The organism is Enterococcus quebecensis, from assembly GCF_001730365.1.
GTDB lineage: Bacteria > Bacillota > Bacilli > Lactobacillales > Enterococcaceae > Enterococcus_L > Enterococcus_L quebecensis.
Genome location: NZ_MIKB01000015.1, coordinates 100,249 through 120,483 on the forward strand (window position 1 = coordinate 100,249; position 20,235 = coordinate 120,483).

At 36.4% G+C, this 20,235-nt stretch carries 16 protein-coding genes; all 16 read right to left on the reverse strand.

What is annotated here, in order from left to right; translation table 11 throughout:
* Nucleotides 1-8: 8 nt before the first annotated feature.
* Nucleotides 9-683, reverse strand: coding sequence for a methionine ABC transporter permease (locus tag BCR23_RS10155; protein ID WP_069635389.1), 675 nt, complete (start codon nt 681-683; stop codon nt 9-11).
* Complete coding sequence (locus tag BCR23_RS10160; RefSeq protein WP_069635390.1) at nt 680-1,411, reverse strand: methionine ABC transporter ATP-binding protein; 732 nt, start codon at nt 1,409-1,411, stop codon at nt 680-682. Before BCR23_RS10160 ends, BCR23_RS10155 begins: the two co-directional genes overlap by 4 nt.
* A 15-nt stretch (nt 1,412-1,426) precedes the next feature.
* Nucleotides 1,427-2,440 (reverse strand): lipoate--protein ligase, encoded by a 1,014-nt coding sequence (locus BCR23_RS10165; protein ID WP_069635391.1) that lies wholly within the window; start codon nt 2,438-2,440, stop codon nt 1,427-1,429.
* Between the two features lie 400 nt (nt 2,441-2,840).
* The gene (locus tag BCR23_RS10170; protein WP_069635392.1) at nt 2,841-5,126 is read right to left on the reverse strand and encodes a glycosyl hydrolase family 18 protein; all 2,286 of its coding nucleotides are present in this window, start codon (nt 5,124-5,126) and stop codon (nt 2,841-2,843) included.
* A gap of 299 nt (nt 5,127-5,425) precedes the next feature.
* Nucleotides 5,426-6,748 (reverse strand): hypothetical protein, encoded by a 1,323-nt coding sequence (locus tag BCR23_RS10175; protein ID WP_069635393.1) that lies wholly within the window; start codon nt 6,746-6,748, stop codon nt 5,426-5,428.
* A gap of 120 nt (nt 6,749-6,868) precedes the next feature.
* Nucleotides 6,869-7,609 carry an LptM family lipoprotein gene (locus BCR23_RS10180; RefSeq protein WP_069635394.1) on the reverse strand — a complete coding sequence of 247 codons (741 nt, stop codon included), beginning with the start codon at nt 7,607-7,609 and terminating at the stop codon, nt 6,869-6,871.
* A gap of 10 nt (nt 7,610-7,619) precedes the next feature.
* Nucleotides 7,620-8,561, reverse strand: a complete 942-nt coding sequence (locus tag BCR23_RS10185) for a DUF5067 domain-containing protein (protein WP_069635395.1) — start codon at nt 8,559-8,561, stop codon at nt 7,620-7,622.
* 9 nt (nt 8,562-8,570) lie between these two features.
* Nucleotides 8,571-11,183, reverse strand: a complete 2,613-nt coding sequence (locus BCR23_RS10190) for a YfhO family protein (RefSeq protein WP_069635396.1) — start codon at nt 11,181-11,183, stop codon at nt 8,571-8,573.
* Nucleotides 11,184-11,211: 28 nt separating this feature from the next.
* Nucleotides 11,212-11,943, reverse strand: a complete 732-nt coding sequence (gene lepB, locus BCR23_RS10195; protein WP_083241940.1) for a signal peptidase I — start codon at nt 11,941-11,943, stop codon at nt 11,212-11,214.
* A gap of 20 nt (nt 11,944-11,963) precedes the next feature.
* Complete coding sequence (gene lepB, locus BCR23_RS10200) at nt 11,964-12,695, reverse strand: signal peptidase I (RefSeq protein ID WP_069635397.1); 732 nt, start codon at nt 12,693-12,695, stop codon at nt 11,964-11,966.
* Between the two features lie 24 nt (nt 12,696-12,719).
* Nucleotides 12,720-13,388, reverse strand: a complete 669-nt coding sequence (locus BCR23_RS10205) for a hypothetical protein (RefSeq protein ID WP_069635398.1) — start codon at nt 13,386-13,388, stop codon at nt 12,720-12,722.
* A 23-nt stretch (nt 13,389-13,411) separates the two neighbouring features.
* Entirely contained in the window at nt 13,412-14,518 is a 1,107-nt protein-coding gene (locus BCR23_RS10210) for a WxLIP family cell surface protein (protein WP_069635399.1), read from the reverse strand.
* An 85-nt stretch (nt 14,519-14,603) separates the two neighbouring features.
* The gene (locus tag BCR23_RS10215; protein ID WP_069635400.1) at nt 14,604-15,374 is read right to left on the reverse strand and encodes a WxL domain-containing protein; all 771 of its coding nucleotides are present in this window, start codon (nt 15,372-15,374) and stop codon (nt 14,604-14,606) included.
* A gap of 31 nt (nt 15,375-15,405) precedes the next feature.
* A complete protein-coding gene (locus BCR23_RS10220) occupies nt 15,406-16,212 on the reverse strand; it encodes a WxL domain-containing protein (protein ID WP_069635401.1) in 807 nt (268 codons plus the stop codon).
* On the reverse strand, nt 16,209-16,559 hold the full coding sequence (locus tag BCR23_RS10225) for an LPXTG cell wall anchor domain-containing protein (RefSeq protein ID WP_069635402.1): 351 nt from the start codon (nt 16,557-16,559) through the stop codon (nt 16,209-16,211). The genes BCR23_RS10220 and BCR23_RS10225 overlap by 4 nt, the downstream gene beginning before the upstream one ends.
* Nucleotides 16,560-16,574: 15 nt before the next feature.
* A complete protein-coding gene (locus BCR23_RS10230) occupies nt 16,575-20,138 on the reverse strand; it encodes a pectate lyase-like adhesive domain-containing protein (protein WP_069635403.1) in 3,564 nt (1,187 codons plus the stop codon).
* Nucleotides 20,139-20,235: the final 97 nt, after the last annotated feature.

Below are 20,235 nucleotides of genomic sequence, written 5' to 3' on the forward strand. Positions count from 1 at the left end.
CCTAACTATTATTTTTTATTTAATTTTTTAGCCAACCAACTGCCGCTGATTTGTATGAAACTGACAAAAATAATCATAAGTACAATTGCTGTATACATCACAGCATATTCATAACGCTGATAACCATAACGTAGTGCAAAATCGCCAATACCGCCGCCGCCAATCACCCCCATAACTGTCGAGTAAGAAACCATACTAATAATGACTGACGTCAGAGCTAAGACTAAACCTGATCTCGATTCTACATACAAAAAACGGAAAATCAGTTGTGTTTTACTACTCCCTAAAGACTGTGCTAATTCTAAAATATCATTGGGAATCTCTAACAATACTTGCTCAACTAACCTAGCATATAACGCCACTGCTACAAAACTTAAAGGCAGTGAAGCTGCATAGGTTCCAAAAGCTGTACCTAGCACCAAGCGAGTAAAAGGAATCAATGCAACCACAAATAATAAAAACGGAAAGGAACGTACAATATTAATGTATCCATTTAAAAAAATGCCAGTCAGACGATTGGATTTCGTTGGGCTTTTCTTAGTTAAATACACAGATGTTCCTACAGGTAATCCGATACTAATCGCAGCTATTATTGAAATAAGGATCATTATCCCGCTTTGTGTCAATGCATTGCTTAACTCTGGAAGGTAATAACTAATCTTATCTATATATGCTGTCATCATCCCAAACTCTCCCGAACTCTTTCATAATACGAACCAAATTGCGCCTGTTGTTGTCCGTTTTGAATCTCGATGGTTTCTAAGACTTTTCCTTTTTCTAAAACTGCGGTTCGATTACATAATTGTTTAATCAAATTTAGTTCATGGCTGACAATAACCATCGTTGTACCAAACGTTTGATTGATTTTCCGTAATAATTCCGTTATGTCATAGGCATTTTGTCCATCTAAAGCTGACGTTGGTTCATCACAGAGTAAAATTTCTGGTTGTGTAATCAATGCCCGTGCAATTCCCACCCGCTGCTTTTCACCACCGCTGAGCTGTCTTGGGTAGTGATTTCCTTTATCTGATAGTCGAACGAATTCCAAGACTTCTTGAACTTTCGCTAAATCATGCGACTTGTTTAAACGTAATGGTAAGCCAATGTTTTCGTTAATGGTTTGATTGTAAAGCAAGTTAAACTGCTGAAAAATCATACCGATTCTTTTACGATTTAGCCGCTTTTCAGTCTCATTTAACTGCATCACATCAATACCTTCTACTTTAACTTTTCCTTGGCTCGGTTGTTCCAATGTATTGATCATTCGTAATAACGTCGATTTTCCAGAACCGCTTTCGCCGATTACACCAAATAATTCATGCTCTTTGATTTGTAAATCGACATGATCTAATGCAGTGACTTCTGTTCCATCATGACTATATTTTTTTGAAACCTGTTCAAATGTAATCATTTTATTTCCTCCAACTTAATCAACCAGCAACTGAAGAATTTCCTCTTTAGAGACATTGTTAAAATACTCGCCTACCTCAACTTCATCTAATACCCCTTTAATTGCCTTATACTCATAGTTGCAGCCCGTCAATAAACTCTCTAGTTCTTTTGTTTCTCTTTGGCTGAAATAATCACCGAAAATCGTGATGGCTTCGATTCGTCCTTTTTCTACAGAGATATTTGCTTCGATCAATCCACCTTGGAATTTTTCTTCTCTTTTGATCGTAAATTTAGGTTCTTCACCAAATATCCAAGTATCATTTCCATAGATATTTGCAACTAGCTGATCAATAGATTGCTCATCTTCTTGGGTCAAATGATATTCTTGCCCTTTAATGTCTTCCATTGTGTCAGACTTGAATAAATGCAACAATAAGCGGTCTCGAAATGCTTCTGTAGAAATCCCTTGATATTCTTTAGATAGATATGGCTTTAAATTGGTCACTCGACTTCTAACTGATTTTGTACCTTTAGATGCTAATTTTTTTTCAGAAACAGTCAATACTCGACTCACTTCCTCAAGATCAACATCCAACATCAACGTGCCATGTGAATACATTTTTTTGTTTTTTGTATACATGGCGTTGCCGGAGAATTTTTTCCCATCAATCAATAAATCATTACGTCCGCTAATTTCAGCCCCGGTTGCCCCCATTTCATGTAGAGCATCAATTATCGGTTGTGTAAATAATTTAAAGTTACCAAAAGATTTATGATCAGCATTAACGACAAAACTAAAACTTAAGTTCCCTAAATCATCATATACCGCACCGCCTCCAGATAATCTTCGAGTGATTGTGATTTGGTGCTCTCTAGCATAATGCAAATCGACTTCTGCCCGTACATTTTGATTGCGCCCAACGATTACACATGGTTTTTGAATATAAAATAAAACTAAAGGTTCGTCAAACGTTCGCTGGTTTAGCAAATATTGTTCAGTAGCTAAGTTCCGGCGGATATCTTGAGAGGGCATAATAACATAATACATTTTACTCCTCATTTCTATAAAAGTGCTTTCAACCAAAAGATTGGGAAATTTCTGACAATTCCAATAATAGGTTTAGTCTATCATTCCCAGTTATAATATTACATATATTTGCTCAAAAAAGCTCTATATTATGGGAAAAAACTTTATTTTATATAACAGAAATTTGCATTTGAGACAGTTTTTAGTACACAAAAAAAGACTTTTTCTTGATTGATACAATGAAAAAATCTCTATTTACAAAAAAACTGGAACAACGCAATGAGATGGGAGAAACAAGAGAAGTTATCACTGATTATCATGGAGAAGTATTCTCAGTTTATTTTGGAGTGCTAGATAGACTGTTTCCACAAAAAAAGAAACTAGGCTAACAATAAATGTTATACCTAGCTTCTCGCATTGTCTATCCTACTAATTCCCAAGGTCCCCATTGTTCTGTTCCTGGTACGTTACCTTGTGTCCACCATTTAGCTTTGTAAGTTTTACCTTGATAGGTTACAACATCTCCGCCATTATAGGCTTTAGCTGCATCCCAAGCATTCGTAACAGGTGGTGTTGTACTGTCTTTTGTTTTCACAGCTACTGAATTACTATCCGCTGAAAGGTTACCTGCAGCATCATAGGCTTTTACTGTGTAATTGTATGTTGTGCTAGCTTTTAGATTTGTGTCTGTAAAGGTGGTTTGTGCAACGGTACCAACCAATACGCCATCACGATACACTTTATAACCCGCTAATTTCACATTATCTGTTGTGGCTGTCCAATTTAGTGTCGCCGCTGAATCAGTAATTGTTCCAGCTACTAAATTTTGTGGCACTGTAGGTGCTGTTGTATCTGTCGGATCTGGATTAACTGCTCCACCACCATAAATAGTTTGTTTGCTTAGTTCAGCACCATTTTTTGCAATGCGTTGTGTCAAAGCGATGCTGGCAATTCTATTTACATCAACTGCGGCAGCACTTGATTTTAATCTAAAGGTATAACTTGAACCTTGTGGAATTTGTTGTGCGTCATAAACAGAAGATAAATCTACGACTACATTTCCATTTTGAACCGTTACTGTCCCAGCTTTATAGTCTCCGGCTGTCAATGTTTCGGCTGCATTGACTGGGATATATAATTTTGGTAGTTTTACTGTTTCAAAAGCTGCTTCAACTGATTTTAGAACATCGTCTGTTTCATTTGCTGTTTCATTATTTTTAACAGTTATTTCATAACCTGCGCCATTTTCACTGTATGGTGCAATCGTTGCTTTGACATTTAAATCTGCGTAAACTGTTTTGTTCCCTGAAAGTGCTGTCGTACCAAACAAACCAGTTTTGATTGCTTTAGTTAATTCGTCACGTTTCGTTGTATCTGTTGCTTTATCTTGAGATTGCATCCAAGAAATTACGCCGCCTAATTGATTATTTTTTACATATTCCGCTTTATAACCAATTGAACGAGGATTGTCATAGGTATAAAATTCACCTGTTTTTTGATTGTACATATATGGCGCTTTTGCTACATCATCCCAATATTCTTTCAAGTCAGGAGATTTCACTTTAAGATCGGCAATATTACGGTATGGCCAAACGCCTCCTGCACGACCTCCATCACCTGATTTTAATGGATTTTTATTATTCGCACCATATGTCGGCGATAAATCGGCATCTTTATTATTTTTTTCAGCTGCTTGGAATAAACCTGGATGAGCTGCGTCTGTGCCTTGTGCTACTTTATTCCAACCACGAGTATAAAAGGCTGCTCCAATCACGATTTTACTAGATGGCGCACCATTGGTTTGGAGATATTTAACCGTTTGGTCTACAGAAAATCCACTAGCATAATTAGGATCTGCGGGATTTCCGTAAAGTGCGCTATGATGGGCACTGTTTGGTGTCCAAGCGCCATTCATGTCATAAGTCATCACGTTGGCAAAATCGACTACTTTAAATAATTGCGCTACATCCACACCATTTTTCAAGGTATTTTGTGCAGCTGGCAAAGCCACAGAAAGTTCATAGGTTTTCCCTAGGTCTTTTCCTTGTTTATCAATTGCTGTACGAATATCTTGTAATAGTGTAATAAAATTTTGTTTATCTTCAGGTTTTGCATGGGGTGTTCCTTCGTCATTAGTATTGTCAACCTTATCTGGTTCACGAACAGACGCTGGGTATTCCCAATCTAAATCGACAAAATCCATATTTGTATACTTGATGAATTTAGCGATATTGCTAACGAAATTTGCACGCACAGTCGGATTCGCTGCTACATCAGAAAAATCACCTGATTTAGACCAACCACCGATTGAAATCCCAATTTTCAAGTTAGGATTTTTTGCACGAATATCTTGAATTGCATTTAAAACTCCAGCACTAGCGCTATTCCACTGAACCCCATCTTGCCCAACAGGCGCACCAACTGCTGCATCTTTATCTGTAAACTTCAAATTTCCATTGCTGTCAAAATCTAAAAAAGCATAGTTCAAATGTGTTAGCTGGTCAGCAGGAATATCTTTAGGATAGAAATTATCTTCTCCGCCCCAAATCGACCAATCGCCATAGTACATAACATTACGATATTGAGCAGGTTCAGCAGCTTCAACATTCTTACTAGGTGCTAACGCAGATAAAGATAAAACTACACTAGAAACAATAAGTACTAGAGAAGATAAAACGTTCACATTTTTTCTAAACACTTTTTTCAAATTTTCCACCTCGTTTTAAGTTTTTGTTTAATTGCCTCATCATACAAACTAAATTCATCGTACTTCTTATAGAAAGAAGATCACTAGTTCTCTTTGTCAGCACCTCCTAGTAAACTCTTAATTCCACTTCATAATAATATAACTTTTTTGTTAAAAATGCCAAGAATATACTTTGAAAAATACTATTTTATTATTAGGAAAATATAATTATTAAACAAAAGAAACACTGTTTCATTACTTTTTGAGTAGTGAAACAGCGTTTCTTTTATTTTTAAGTCATCATATTATTTAACTTTGAACTAAGAACCCATTGGCATATCAACATCATAATAGTAATTTACAACGTATTCACCGCCATCTTTCACTACTTCAAAATCTTGACGATCAACTTTTGTAAGATCCCATTCAGTTGCACCGAAATCATGTACGTAATCATTCACTTTGAACATATTTCCGATTTCGATAGTATAAACTTTTTCTTCATATAATTTATATTCACCAGTTGCATGATCCAATACCCAATGTTTTGTTGTTACTGGTAATGCAAATCTGGTTGGTGTTTCTGAAAATATCACTTCATGTTTGCCGTTAGTTTTTAATTGAGTTACTTCATTTTTATTTACTTTACTTTCTTGGCGAGAGCCAACGATTTTCAGTTCTTTGGGAGTGCCCTTAGACATGTCTCCTAATAGACCACCTTGATTGTTTAAAAAGATATTATCTGGTTCTGAAATCCACGTATAATTTTTCATATCTTTCATATTACGGGAAACACTTGCATAATCTGTGACAAAAACTGGTGCATCTTCCGTAATTTCAAATGTAGGTTTTTTGTATTCTTCACGAACTACTGCTCCTGAATAAGCACGTAACATTTGTTTATCTGCATGCAGAGCAGCATATTGGCTATTTATATTTGTAGAGATACCGGTAATTGAACTTCCAGCCCCTTCAGCTTGGATATGAGCAATGATTGAACGTGCTCCGCTAACATGACCTTCTCCCACAACAGTTGCGCCTTTCCATGCATAGATATCACGATACGCATAGATTCCAGTTCCTTCGCTACTCGTACCTTTTAATACAGAATCATTATATGGTTTAATGTCATTTTCACTATATACACCATAGTTTTTACCAAACCCTTCAACAGTACCGCCATCCATTTGAATTTCATTATGAACAAACACACCCGTTCCAGAAGCGGTTGCGCTTATATAGCCTTTACCATATTTTGTAAATTTAAAGGCTTTCAAATGTTCACCAACATTAATACCAACTTCATCTGTTGTATTGACATGCAATTGACCATTTCCTCTAAATTCAAGTGTTCTTTTCGCATCGATTGCTCCCATTTCAACTGGTTTTGTATTGTCCAATGTAATCGTAATTGTCTTTGAACTGTACAAAGCAGCATCTTTGGTTAAAAGATATTCTCCTTTTCTTGTCGTCAATACGTTTGTTCCATCTGCTTTAGTTGTCACAGTTGCAGCATAACCGTTTAAATCAATATTAGATGTCAATAGCTCAGCAGCAGCTACCTTTTGAGCACCTCCTATTGCAAACAAACCTAAAGATAAACCAAAACATAAAACACCAGCAACATTTTTAATCTTAACCATACTTTTCATACCTGCCTTTATTTATATTAGTTGTTTCTAACACCATTACTTCAACACATAAAATAACTAAACTATAAATTTTTTATCATTGCACGCTATCTCTCCCCAAACAATTATCGACTAGATTCGATAATCTATCGTGATAGCATAAATCTTTTCTAAAACCCCAAACTCGTTATATGTTACGCCCATACTTTTCCCGAAGCTCCGCTTTTTTTGACCTTCATGGAAATCTTCATAGATGACAATATCTTTTCCCTTTATATTACCTTGATCAGCCGTTTCTTTATTAAAATCCATCAATAATTTATCTAAATCATCTAATTGCAACAAGCTTCCCAATTGTTTTAACGTATCAGCCAAATCATTCCCGTTATAGTTTCCGTTAGCTGTTGAATTGTAGATTTCAATTCGTTGGCTAGACAGTTTGACCTTGTTCAGATTTTCCAAATACTGATATTTAGCTGTAACAGTTCCATAAGAAGTGTACTGATTTTCTTTATTTTTAAACTTTACCTGGCTAGTAAATCCCAGTTCACTTTTTGAAGCAACGAATGAAAACTCTTCTGGTTCCTGGCTAGCACCATCTATTAGAAAACCAGATTTAATTATGTCGCGTCCGATTTCAAAAGAAGGTAACAGTTCCACTTGAAATCGATTCTTCAGGTCTTCCATCGCTTGTTTTTCATTGATTCCTGTGTAGTTATACTCTCCAAAGGATTTAAACCGATCTGACCACCAAGTAAAAGCTACTTCATTTTTAGGTAGTTTCTCATTTGATGTCGTTTTTATGTTTTGGCCACAACCAGCTAAACTAAGGATAATTCCTAAAACAGTCAGCCAACTTATCCATCGTTTCATACATATCCCCCTATCTTTCAATGGTTAAAACCTTTGGTATATCCCCTCTTATTTGACCTTCATTCACACGAATTTTAATTACTCCATCGGATTGAAGGGAGTAAATAACAGCACTTTCTACCGATTCTCCAGCTAATAACGGCTGTTTCCCACACGCCAATAAATAATCCAGTTCTGAGTCATTGGTTTTTGGCTGATCTGACATCAATAACTTCTTTCCTAATTCTTCTATAGTGAACATTTTCTGCCATTCATCCCTTGGTAATAACTCCTTACTAGATTTGTTGGTTACAACATAACGTAAGATTAATTGATTATCCTCAATTTTATTACCTGTTAGTTGAATTGATACTTGTTCATTTTCCAACTTTTGATTGTTCTCGAGTGTAGGATAATTGCTATCAACTGTTTTTTGATCATCATTTAGCTGCTTCAATGTTTTTACCGATTCTCGGATTAATTGTTGTTGTTGTTCAGCATTATTATCTTTTGATCGATAAAACTGAAAATTAACAAGTTGAGTCTTCGTTGTTACAAAATACATATCCAACCAAACAGCTTTTTTCTTATAAACACTTGGCATTAAATAATGAATGGCGGGCATTCCGTTTACTTCAAAAGTTTCTACTTTACCGGCTTCCAGTTTATAGTATTTAGATAAACTTTTTTTCGTTTCTTCTTTCAGTTGTGTTTCATTCATTGATTCGCTTTTTTGTGTTCGAATAAACATCACCCCACGGCTATTGGTATCTTCTGCTCCAAACACAGCCGCTTCATTTAATTCATCTTGATAGTCTTCCTGAATTTCCCATCCACTAGGAAGCTGAAAGCTATAGTCGCTGCCATTCGAAGAAAAAGTGTCACTTTTTTTATTTAAGCGATCCTTTTGACAACCAACTAATATTAAGAATAAAAAACAACCGAGTATGCCTTTAAACATTCGTCGTTTCATTTACTTGCCTCACTTTATTTCATTTGTATTTTCTTTTATTTGTTGCCTTTGATTTCTCTGTAACCACCAAACATAACTAGTAAACAGCATTATACAAATGACAAACAAACTAGCACCTACTACAAAGCCTTGTGGTAAAAAAACAAATTCAATATCATGCTTTCCAGCTGGTACTTTTACGGATAGAAAAGCATCTTTAAATGTAGTAACTTCGGCTTTTTTTCCATCGATCAACACTTTCCAGCCCTTATCATAAGGAATCGTTGTTAATAAAACTTGATCTTTATTTAACGAAACACTTGCTTTTGCTTTGCGCCCCTCTGTTTGAAAATCAATTCCTTTTTCCTGCATTTTATCCACTGCTTTTACAAAACGGTCTGTGTTAAGAAATACAGCATCCGGTCGATAGAGCTCTACTTTTTGTTTTCCTTCTGAAAAGCTTGCGGTCACTTCTACCGTTGTCGGCTGATCATAGTAGCCTAAGTTGTAATATTGTCCAGTATTGATCAACCCGCTTTTTCTGCTAACACCGCTTACTTTCAGATCTACTTTCACACTAACAGCTTCCGCCATATCTTTTGCTACCAAACTTAAATAGCCTTGCGTTTTAGCTGGTACGGTTACTAACCATGTAACTTGTTTAGGTAAATTCGGCTCTTTTTCTGCAATCGTAACTGTTTCATTTTCTGTAACAATGGCATTTTCATTTCCAATCAAAGCTGCCTCTCCAAAACTGAACAGTTCGCCTTCCAAGCCAGAAAGATGATTGAATAATTCTGTCTGATTTTGTACCGCATCTGGTTTATAAATTTTATCATCCGTTAAAATACCTAAGGGCAATGCATACTGATTTTCATATAAAGAATACTCTCCAACACTGCTGATCTTTTTATACCCAAATTTCATTAAATCATCTTTGGCTAAATTATATTTCATCCCAACTAAGGTATCAGCCAATAATGTATTGTTCACATATTCGATCGTTAAATTTGTTCCTAAAGAGCGAAAGCCTAACGCATTCAAATATTGTGAAGAGTGGCGATTGCGAATGGAGGAAAACATTGATACCCCATGAAATCCAAAGTTGAAACTGGTATTTAAGGATTCTACGTCCAAATTTTCTAAACGGAAGAATGACTCTTCTTTTCTATTAGCTTGTTCTACTAACTCTTTTGTTTCATCATAATGTTTTGTGTATAGTACTCGTGAAGGATAGCCCCAATCGTTTAAAACACCTAGTACCATTGTCCGAGCATTAAAACCAGCTTCAACAATCATTAAGAGAATCACCACTAACGGTATCCACTTTGTCACTTTAGTTGGTGAAACCCATAGTAACCAAATACATAAATAGATTAATAACAAAGCGATCGTTAGAACCAAAGATTCCAGAGTGATCACGTCGTAACGTTTTTTATTGGAAAACAAAACAAATAACAAAAACACCCCGCAAATGCTTAGTACACCATTCACCAAACGATTACTTTCCACTTTTTCAAACTGTTCCAGTCCATAACCAGCCAGTAAAATCATTAAAAAGGAGAACAGAAAACTAAAACGGAATAAAAACATATTCGGCACATGAAAACCATGCCAAAACAAATTTAGCGGATAAATATAGATACTAGCAATCAAAAATAGAAATAAACTGCCATAGCCTAGTTTGTCTTTCCAAGTAATCTTTTTACTAAAAAAATAATACACACAAAAAATCAATGGGACTAAACCAATATAAATAAATGGCATGCTTTCATATTTAGAGGTATCGTAAACACCTACCATACTCTTTGCAACAAAATCCCAAGGTCCAGTATCTGGTGTTAAAAAAGTATACACCGAGCTTAAACTTTCACCATTTGCACGCAAATCAATCACGGTTGGTAACACAGTAATCATTGATGCGCCGCCCGCTAAAAACGAAGTCCCTATATAAGATAGAAAATGCCTCTTATATTGTTTCCAATGACAGAGCGTTCGAATCACTGTATATAAAAATGTAAAAACACCTACCATAAATCCTATGTAAAAATTTGATAGGAATAATAACAGATAACTGACAAACAAGAGAGCAGGTTTTTTCTGTTCAAACAAGCGATGGATTCCCCAAATAATCAGAGGTAAATAGACAAAGGTATCCAACCACATGATGACTACAGAATAACCCACTGCATAAGACATCAAAGCATAAGAAATACTTAGCCCCACTTTCAGCCAGCGATTAATCTTAAACGTATGCTCCGCAAAGAACCAAAAAGTCAGTCCGCTAAAACCAAATTTCAATAATGTAAGGTAGTAAATAGTATCTGGCATTGTTTCATTATTGAAAAATCCAACCAAGGGAGTGAAAATCCCATTCAGATAATACGCTGACAATGCCCAGTAATTTAACCCTAATGATCCCGACCAAGTATAAAAGATGCTTTGTTTTCCGTGGAGGACATTATTAAAGCTAGCATGAAAATTAGCATATTGAGCAAACGAATCTGTTGCTAAAATGCTCCGCTCACTCCCTGGATAAATCCCAATAGAATAATAGGCAATAATCATCAATACTACAGGTATACCAAAGCTCAAAAACATCGCCGGATAGTACTTTGTCATAAATTCTCGAATTTTTTTCATTTAAGTTTCTCTCTTTCTTTGACTCTACTCAGTGTACTGTTCCAATCTTAGAAAAAGGATAATAGCGATAAATAACGATCCCCTCAATCTGAGCTTCGTCAATCAATCCGAAAACTCGACTGTCATCTGAATGAAGGCGATTATCCCCTTGAACAAAATACTGATTTTCTGGAATCCGCTCATATTGAAGCAACTGTTTCATAACAGCTGCTGACACGATTACTTTAATCGTTCCATCTGGTACATCTTTCGTTAGATCGACTTTATCCTTACTTTCATTTTCTTTCGGCAATAAAAACAATGCATTTCCCATTAATTGAATGCGGTCTCCTGGCATACCAATGATCCGTTTTACATATGATTCATTTTTCTTGCCTTTCGGTTCAAATGTGACTACTGCATATCGACTAGGTTCACTGTTTTGAGAAATCAAAATACGGTCTTTCGTTTGAAATGTCGGCTCCATTGATTGACCATCCACTTGATGTGTTGAAAATCTCAAGAAAAAAAAAGTAATAGCTGCTAATAATACCAACAGCCAAATTGTCTCTTTTTGTTTAAAGGACTGAAAAAAATCATGCCCTATTTTTTTCCAAGTAGTTCTTTTTTTTAGAGCAACTATCTGTTTCTTCAGTGATTTATTTTTTATTTTTGAAGAGGAGGTTCGCTTTTTATTGCCTTTTTTGACCGATTTTTTAGCCTGAACCTTGTTTTTTTTGGCAGCTCTTTTTTTACTAGAATACTTTTTTTGCTCGTTCATTTCCTATTCCTCAAATCTTGTCAAAACTGACGCATAGCATGAATCGGAAAAATTCTTGCTTTTACCACACCAGTGATCTCTTTTTTCTTAATAAATCCAAAATAGCGACTATCAGTTGCATATAATCGGTTATCTCCCAAGACAAAATAACTATCTTCAGGCACATAAGCAACTTTAGTCACTTCTTCTAGAGTGAAATCGACCGTTTGCGGGTCTTCTGAAACTTCTGATAACGATGTAGATAAAAATCGTTCTGGAATTTCTGATCCATTTATAAACAAACTCCCATTTTGATAATAAAGCTCATCACCTGGAAGGCCAATGACCCGACGAATCATGCTTCCATCTTTATCAGGACTATCAAAAGAGATCAAACTAAATCTTCGAATTTCACTTCTTTTAGACACAAAAAGCCAATCTTGATCATTGATAGTCGGCGTCATAGAATACCCTTCTACATTTGGTAATTGAACGTTCAGAATAAAAAGAATACTTAAAACCAGTATAGAAATAACGCTAGTAACTAATATTTCTTTGATTAATACCCGTTGCTTTCTTTTTTTCCTACTTGTTTTTTTGTATTTCTTTTTTTGACGTATAGCCTTTTGTTTTTGCGGCCTATATTTTTTTACACCCTGTTTATTTTTCTTATGTTTTACTTTTTTTACTGATGTTCCGTTTTGCTTTTTTTTCTTTACCTCTGTCACTTGTTTGTTGTTACCTTTAGACAATCGCTGCTTCTTTGTATTCATCTTCAGCACCTCTGATCGCCATGCTTATTTTTTCTTTTTCAAAGCTCCCTCGTTGACACTGAATCGCTTAAAGACTTTGCTTTGGTTGTCTTGTGCTTTATCAATATCTTTTAAATAGGAGTCTGCTGTTTCTGTATCTTGTAGATTTTCTACAGTCTGGCTATTCAGATTAACCCCTACTTCTCTTAAAAGTTTATAGTGTCTATTCAACAATGTTTGCCCATCTTCTTTTAAATTAAAAGAAGATTTACGTGCCCCGTAACTGGCTAGACGAGAAGTGATTTCTTGAAGGTTCTTGATTGATTTTTGCGGATTTTCTCCTGCTTGTATATGTTTGATCTGAATTTTCGCATCTTCCAACAAATAATAACTTTGAACTAGTGCTTCAGAGTCTTCTCCTTGTAGATGATTTTGCTGATAATCACGAGAATAAAAACCACTAATTAATGTTACGCCTGCTGATAAAACAAATATAACACTCCACAAAAGTTGCCTTTTCCTCTTCTTTTCTAATTGTTTACGTAATCGTAAAAACACTCGCCTCTTCTTTTTATTCTTCGGAGGCCGTTTCTTTTTTGTCAGCTTATATTTTCGCGCCGTACGTAAAAAATTGAACACAAAAATACATGCAAATAGGAAAAAGAGAAGTCCGGCGGATAGTAAAACAACGAATGACCAGTCTAAAACACTCATACTTCTCCTCCTTTTCTACTCCTTTAATCCTTCTGGACCTTATTATTTTTTTTTCTCTTACGCGCAGCTTTTTTCTTTGCTTCTTGCTTTTTACGAACTAAACGAACAACCACAAAAACAATCAAGATAATGACTAATGCGCCACCTACACCAATTGCTACTAACGTCCAATTAATCCCTTCTTCTTGGACCAACTCTACGTCTTGTTTATTATATTTATCTGCTTCTTCATCTGTGATTGTAAACTCTTGTTCCCAGTTCCATTTGCGCTCACCTGAGGTTGCTGCGATCTTTGCACGATAGTCTCCTGCAACCATTTTTTCACCGTTCATGGAAATGGGAAAGTCAACTAAACTATTTGGTGCTACACGCATGTTCGCTTTCTTTGTATCATAAAGCACCGTGTCAGCATCTTTTGGCATCACTTGGGCTTCAACAGTTAAACCTTCTAAGTACGTCGCTTCAATATTTGAAAAGTTAACAAAGACACTGTTACGATAATTATTCATTCCAGCATAAACACTGTTCAGTTGTAAATTTGGCTCCACTACTTTATCGCTTTCTGTTAATAACATCCCGACCATAAAGGCATATTCATTGATTACACCCTTCTGCTCTTTTCTAGCTTTTTCATCCGCTTTTTTTTTCATCTGGATACCACCTGAAATTACACCATCATAACCAGCTTTTGGCATTGTAATTGTGAGTTCCAAAGGAAGAGTACTTTTTCCTGGCACGGTTACCGATTCTGGGCCTTTAACAATATCTACAAAATCATATTTTAAAGACTTATCATTATCAATCTTACTTGGTCCATACTCAATGACACCATTTCCGTTTGTTTTTGCACCATTTAATGAAACGATAACTTCTACTGGATTTTCTGAGTCATTTGACAATTCAATTTGGACTGTTTGCTTTTGTTCTGGTGCCATTTTTAAATCAAAATAGCCTACTTCTTTATTTTGTTGATTCTCTGGCTGAATGACTTTATAGGTAAATCCTAGCGGGCTTCCGCCTTCCCCTTGTTTGACAGAAGTATCGTCTGCATATGTGGGTACCCCTGTGAAATAACTGATTCCTGCTATGTATAAAATCATGGTAACTATTAGTGTTATTCGTCTTTTCATACTTTTATGGACCCTTCTTTCTTTTTATAAAAGAAGGTTCCCGGTTCGTTGAACCGGCGAACCCTTCTCATTATTTGTTTGTAGATTAAACTGTTTCAGATAATGTCCAAGTAATTACAGCATTGTAATCACCAGCACCTACTGCAGATGTTTTTGGAATGTTCAATGTTACTGATTCCGCTCCAGTAGTTTTGTCTCCAAAGTTTAATTCAAATTGACCGTATCCAACACCATCAACACCTGTATTCGTAATGAAATCAACTGTATTAGATGATGCAGAGTCAATGTTTCCACCAGCAGTGTTGACGCCGTTAGGATCTAATTCAGATGCACCTGTTTGAGTAACATGGACATTTTTATACGTAATGTTTGCGCCTTTAAGTTCTACACCCTTTTCACCAGCAGTTTTGAAGTTTTGTGATAATGTTGCTGATAATTTGTATGCGTGCTTTTCTTGCGTACGTAAGTCTTGGTACTTCACAAAGTTTTGTACATCAAATGCTGCTGTTCCTTTTTCTGGATTTGGATCTACAGAATTTGCATGGAAAAGATCTGCATTGTAGTCACGTTTGTTTGTTGCTGTTAAAACATCATGAGATTTAAACTCAAGTGGTGTTACAGCGATAATACCAAATACACCTGGGTTTGTTACGCTTGGTAAGTTTGTAATTGTTGTTCCATCAGTAACACCTGGATCTGTTGGGATAACACCTGTAGTCCCTGTATCAAAAGTAAATTCAATGTGTCCAGTACCAGTTTTTGTGTTATCTACCGCTTTTGTTGTATTTGGTGCAGCTAACGCTACTCCTGCTGCCGCTACTAGAGCTGCGCCGCATAATTTGTGTGTTAATTTCATTTGTATTTCCTCCTAATAATGTATGTTTTATTTATGGCAACTCGGCTAATATCCAAGTTAACACCGTTGAGTAAGTGACCGGATCTTTTTTTGTTGTCCCCGGTACAGATAAAGTAAGTGCACTATTTTCGTGCATTTGTTTACTAGCATATTTTTCATCTAGCATAGGTTTGTCGTTTGGGTCTTTCTTAGGTGTTAAAGTATTCGGCATCGCTGCTGGATTTTCACTTGAAGCACCAAAAGAAATCGACCACGTACCGGCACCTGCGCCTGGTTTTGCTTCTGCTAAATTATATGTTGCACCAATATTGTCCAAACGAATCACTTCTTTTGAAACGCTTGGTGCCATTGCTTGTTCCATCGTTGAATTGACCCAAGATTTATCTAAAGATAAAAAGGCACCATCTAATTGACTGTTCGCTGTTTGAGAATTTTGAAATTGTGTCTCTTGTCTCAATTGTAAGGTCCAACCTAAAGCTACTCCACGATAATCAGAGACTTGAACAAAATTTCCACGTGCAGCCGTATCATCACGAAACAACTGTGCATTCACCGCATAAACCATGTCTTTATCTGAGACTTTATTTACACTGGTAAAGTTCAATTGAGGAACAAAATCAATTCTAAGTTTCCCTGAAGTACTAGGACTCTCTCCAGGATCTGCCACTTGAGCTGGTTTTTCAGGATCTCGGATTCCTACACTGTCATACTCCCCCGTAAACGTAATATGCCCATTGCTTCGGCCATTCTCTTCAGCGTAACTTTTTTCAGTTGTTAGAAGAATTGTTACTGTGCTTAATGAAACTAACAGCAACAATCGGATCATTGATCGTTTCATTCTTCTGCCTCCTTTTTTTTACGCTTGAATAACAACCATAAGAATACAATCACAATGAGTACAGCACCAGTGATAGACAAGCTTGTTTTCACTAGCTCACCTGTCGAAGGATACCTACCTTTGGGTTTATTCGGAGCAGCGACTTCCTCCCTAGCTGTCGATGTAGAACTGGATGTCGAAGATTCTGGAACAGAATCGCCTTTATAAAATCCAATTTCTCCGTTCGTTTGAACAGCACCGCCACCATTTGCGCCTTCTTGTGCATTAACTGTTTGAAATGGTTGTATGAGCAAGGCTAACCAAACAATGGAAGATACAAGTAAATATGTGACTTTTTTTGTTTTCATTCTATCCCTCCATTGTTATCGTACGGCACTTAAGGTAAATTCAATTGTTGCAGTATACTCCCCTAATTTTCTATATTGATTAGGTTGAAGCATCATTTTGAATCCATTTCCTTTTTTCGCCCATTCTTCTTCACTCACATCATAACTGCCTCGAGCAGCAGAGAGATCCCCAGAAGTGGCGATGACGTTTGGCTCATCCAGTTTCAGCACAGATTCAGACGTTCCTTTTTTATAAACAATGGCTTCTGGCAGTTTATAAGAAGAATCGTCTTCTGATTCCATCACTTTGATTACTTTTGCTGTTAATTCCCAATCAGTGATACTTGCTCGACTATCACTGACGATTAGTGGTTGGTCATACACTGGTTTTTCCGCTGAAAATTGACCATAACTTCCAGTTTTTTTCAAACCAAAATCAATGACTGAAGGTGCTGACGACAGAGATAAAACACCAAAGACTTTTCCTCCATCTAAACCTACACGCTCCGATTTAGCTGTTACTTGTTCAAATAACGCATTAGGATCGTTCGGTCCAGCAACAAACGGCACTTCTCTTGGAGAATCGCCTGTCACTGTAGCTTCGTTAAAAATTTCTTTATCCACCGCTGTTTCAGCGACCGTCACTTTAAAAGTAACAACGACTGACTCTTGTGTTTTTAACTCTCCCACTTTAAAAGATAACACGCCATTTTCATAAGAATATTGATTTGTTTGTGCAGGATTTCCACCAATCGTAACTTCGGCTTTAGCTGCATCAAATATCAACTCCTCTGGCAAGGCATCTTTAATTACGATATTCTTCCAATTCGTTTGAACGGCTGCATCTTTAGAGTTTGTTGCTGTCAATGTATATAAGACTGTATCGCCAACTTGGGTATTAGCTACTTTGACGCCTTCACGATATGTGGCAGTTGTTTTTTTCAATGCCGCAGTTGGCAGAACATCCGCTACCTCATATTTAGCAACACCTGTGAACACAGCATCATGGTAAGATAGATCCTTGTAAGGATTGATATTACCGTCTTCAACGTTAGTTACCGGTGGTTTGATTAATCCAATTTGGTCATAAACTTTTGTACTGTTAGGATCTTCCGGATTACTTGGAATCAACTGGGCAGCTGTATGTTTACCAGCTTTATCTTTCAAATACACACTTAATTCTTTAGTCTTATCCACATATTGAGGTAAATTAAAGCTCCAAGTTCCATCTATTCCAACAGCCACACTTCCAAGTAATGTCCCAATATTATTATCACCTGAGTCATAATAAATAAACACACTTCCACCAACTTCAGCACCTGTTCCTGAAAGAACTTTTGTTGCGTTATTCAGTTTGGCATCTGTTAATTTTGTTGGAATTGGCGGAGTGACGTCTAAAACACTTCGATTAGGAGCAGTTAAATCTTTTTCCTCACTAATATGCACTTTTCCTGTGTCTTTATTTCCTCGCCACGCTTCAAGAACTTTTATTTTTTGTCCCGTTTTAAGGAAAGTCTCTTTTGCTTCAGTATCTAATTTAAATATACCGCCTCGTGCATCATCGCCATAAACAGAAATTTTTCCCGAGCCAGTAGAATCTTCAACAATTGTTCCTGTAGTTTTGTATAATAGTGTGTCATTTTCATCGTATACACCAACAACAACGGAAACTTCCCCAGTAAATGCATCACGGTTACTATCATGTTTTCCTTCTGGAATTCCTGCATGTCCAAAGATATATTTATCGGCATTTGTCGGCACCCGTAACTCGTCTACAACAGCTTTTTGATTATTCCCATTTAAACGAGTGTATTTTGGCATACCACCATCTTTGTTAAACCCATCAAGAACTTCTGCATCTGTTCCACTACCTATTGTTCCAAAATTAGCACCTGTTAAAACAATATTCGCAGATACAAAAGAACGCATTGGATTACCTGCTATATTATTTACACCAACGACCCACACTGAAATATCAGAATGCAAGCTTTGAAAAGTTGAGCCTGAACTTGTATCGAAAACTAATCCTCCACCAGGTCTTGTATTTACAAAATCAAAATATTTCATTGCAGCAAAATCTGCTTTTAGGTTCCCTGCATTAAAAATCCCGGTACCCGCTGTTCTTGTTTGCCCACGAGCGACAAAATACGTTCCCGTACCTGCTACTATAGACATATTGAGTCCTCTTGCATCAATTGCTGCACCATTTGTTGCTTGGATATCGACGGATGAATCTTCATCTTTGACTACAAATGAGTCTGGAGTTGCACTACCATTTGTATAAAGAATCCCCTGATTTCCTCCGTTTCCTCCTGGATCAATTGGTGTTCCTGTCCCACGATTTACTAACGTGAAATCTGATCCTCCTGATACATTGATAGCATTTCCTCCACCGTACATTCGAATACCTGGGGCTGATCCGCTTTCTTTTACCATTTTGATTTCTGATTGACCTTCGATATTAAACTGCATATTTCCTCGCAGTCTAAAACGAATCATTGCAGCTCGCTCGTAATTGTTGTCTCCGGTTTGACGGATGTTCAATAAGGATTTGTTTTTAACATTAAACATGCCACCTAAGCTTTGCATATTTATACCAGAAGTATTTTCTGTATAAATATCTAAGATGGCTTCATTCTCTACAGTGATAGTTGAAGCATCTGCATCAATATTGATTAAACCTGTGTAGTCAACATTTTGCCTACCATTCCCTCTGATTTTCAACTCAGTTCCAGCACCCTCAACTGTCATGTCTAATTGTCTAGTTGCTTGAATGGGTTGTCCACGGTTACCAGTACCAGTACCTTTCATACTTGAAAGCAATACTTTTGATTGTTTATCTACAATAAAAGTAGCCCCGGTATTTGAGGTAGCTGTAATTTGGTAAAACCGTTCAGAGTTACTATCAACTTTTGACTGATTAGTGATTAAAAAAGTTTTAGCAGCCACGGCCCCAGTTGATGACGTTGAATCAAAATACAAATCAACATTATCAAAGATCACCGTTGCGCCATTCATATTTGCAAGTACAGAACTATTTCCAGCTGATGAGCTTATTTTGTTTGTTAAAACAAGTATGCCACTTCCAGAAGCTAAATAATTGGTTCCTGTATATTCAAGATCAGAAATTGTTATTTTCCCAGTTGCACCAATATCAAAATACCTTGCCCCAAAACCAATCACATGATTATTTCCATTAATCACTAGTTCTCTATTGACTGCTGGTAATGCTGCTCCAGAGGTAAAATTAGCAGTAATATTTATCCTATCAATCGTTGTATCTCTTAAAGCTGCAATCAAATCAGTCCAATTGGCAACATCTTTTTGATTTACTGGCGTAGGTAATACTGCAAAAGGTACAACATAGTTTTTCACACTTTTATCTTGTGCTTCCAAATCAACTGAATTCTTTGTATTCAGTAACTGATTGGACAAAATTTGTTTATCACTAGACGATGCAGAAGTTTGTTTGTTAGAGTTAACTGTATTTGAAGACTCATTTGCTTTAATAGCAGAAGAATCCTTAATTACACCAAAAAGAACAATACCAAGCAATATACTTACCGAACTGATAAAAAGAATTTTCTTATTGACTTTCACTACTTTTCCTCCTTTCCTCAAAAATAAGTGTGTCGAATATCACGACACATCTATTTCAATTTTTCCAGCTAATCCTTTCATTCAATGAAGAAAGACT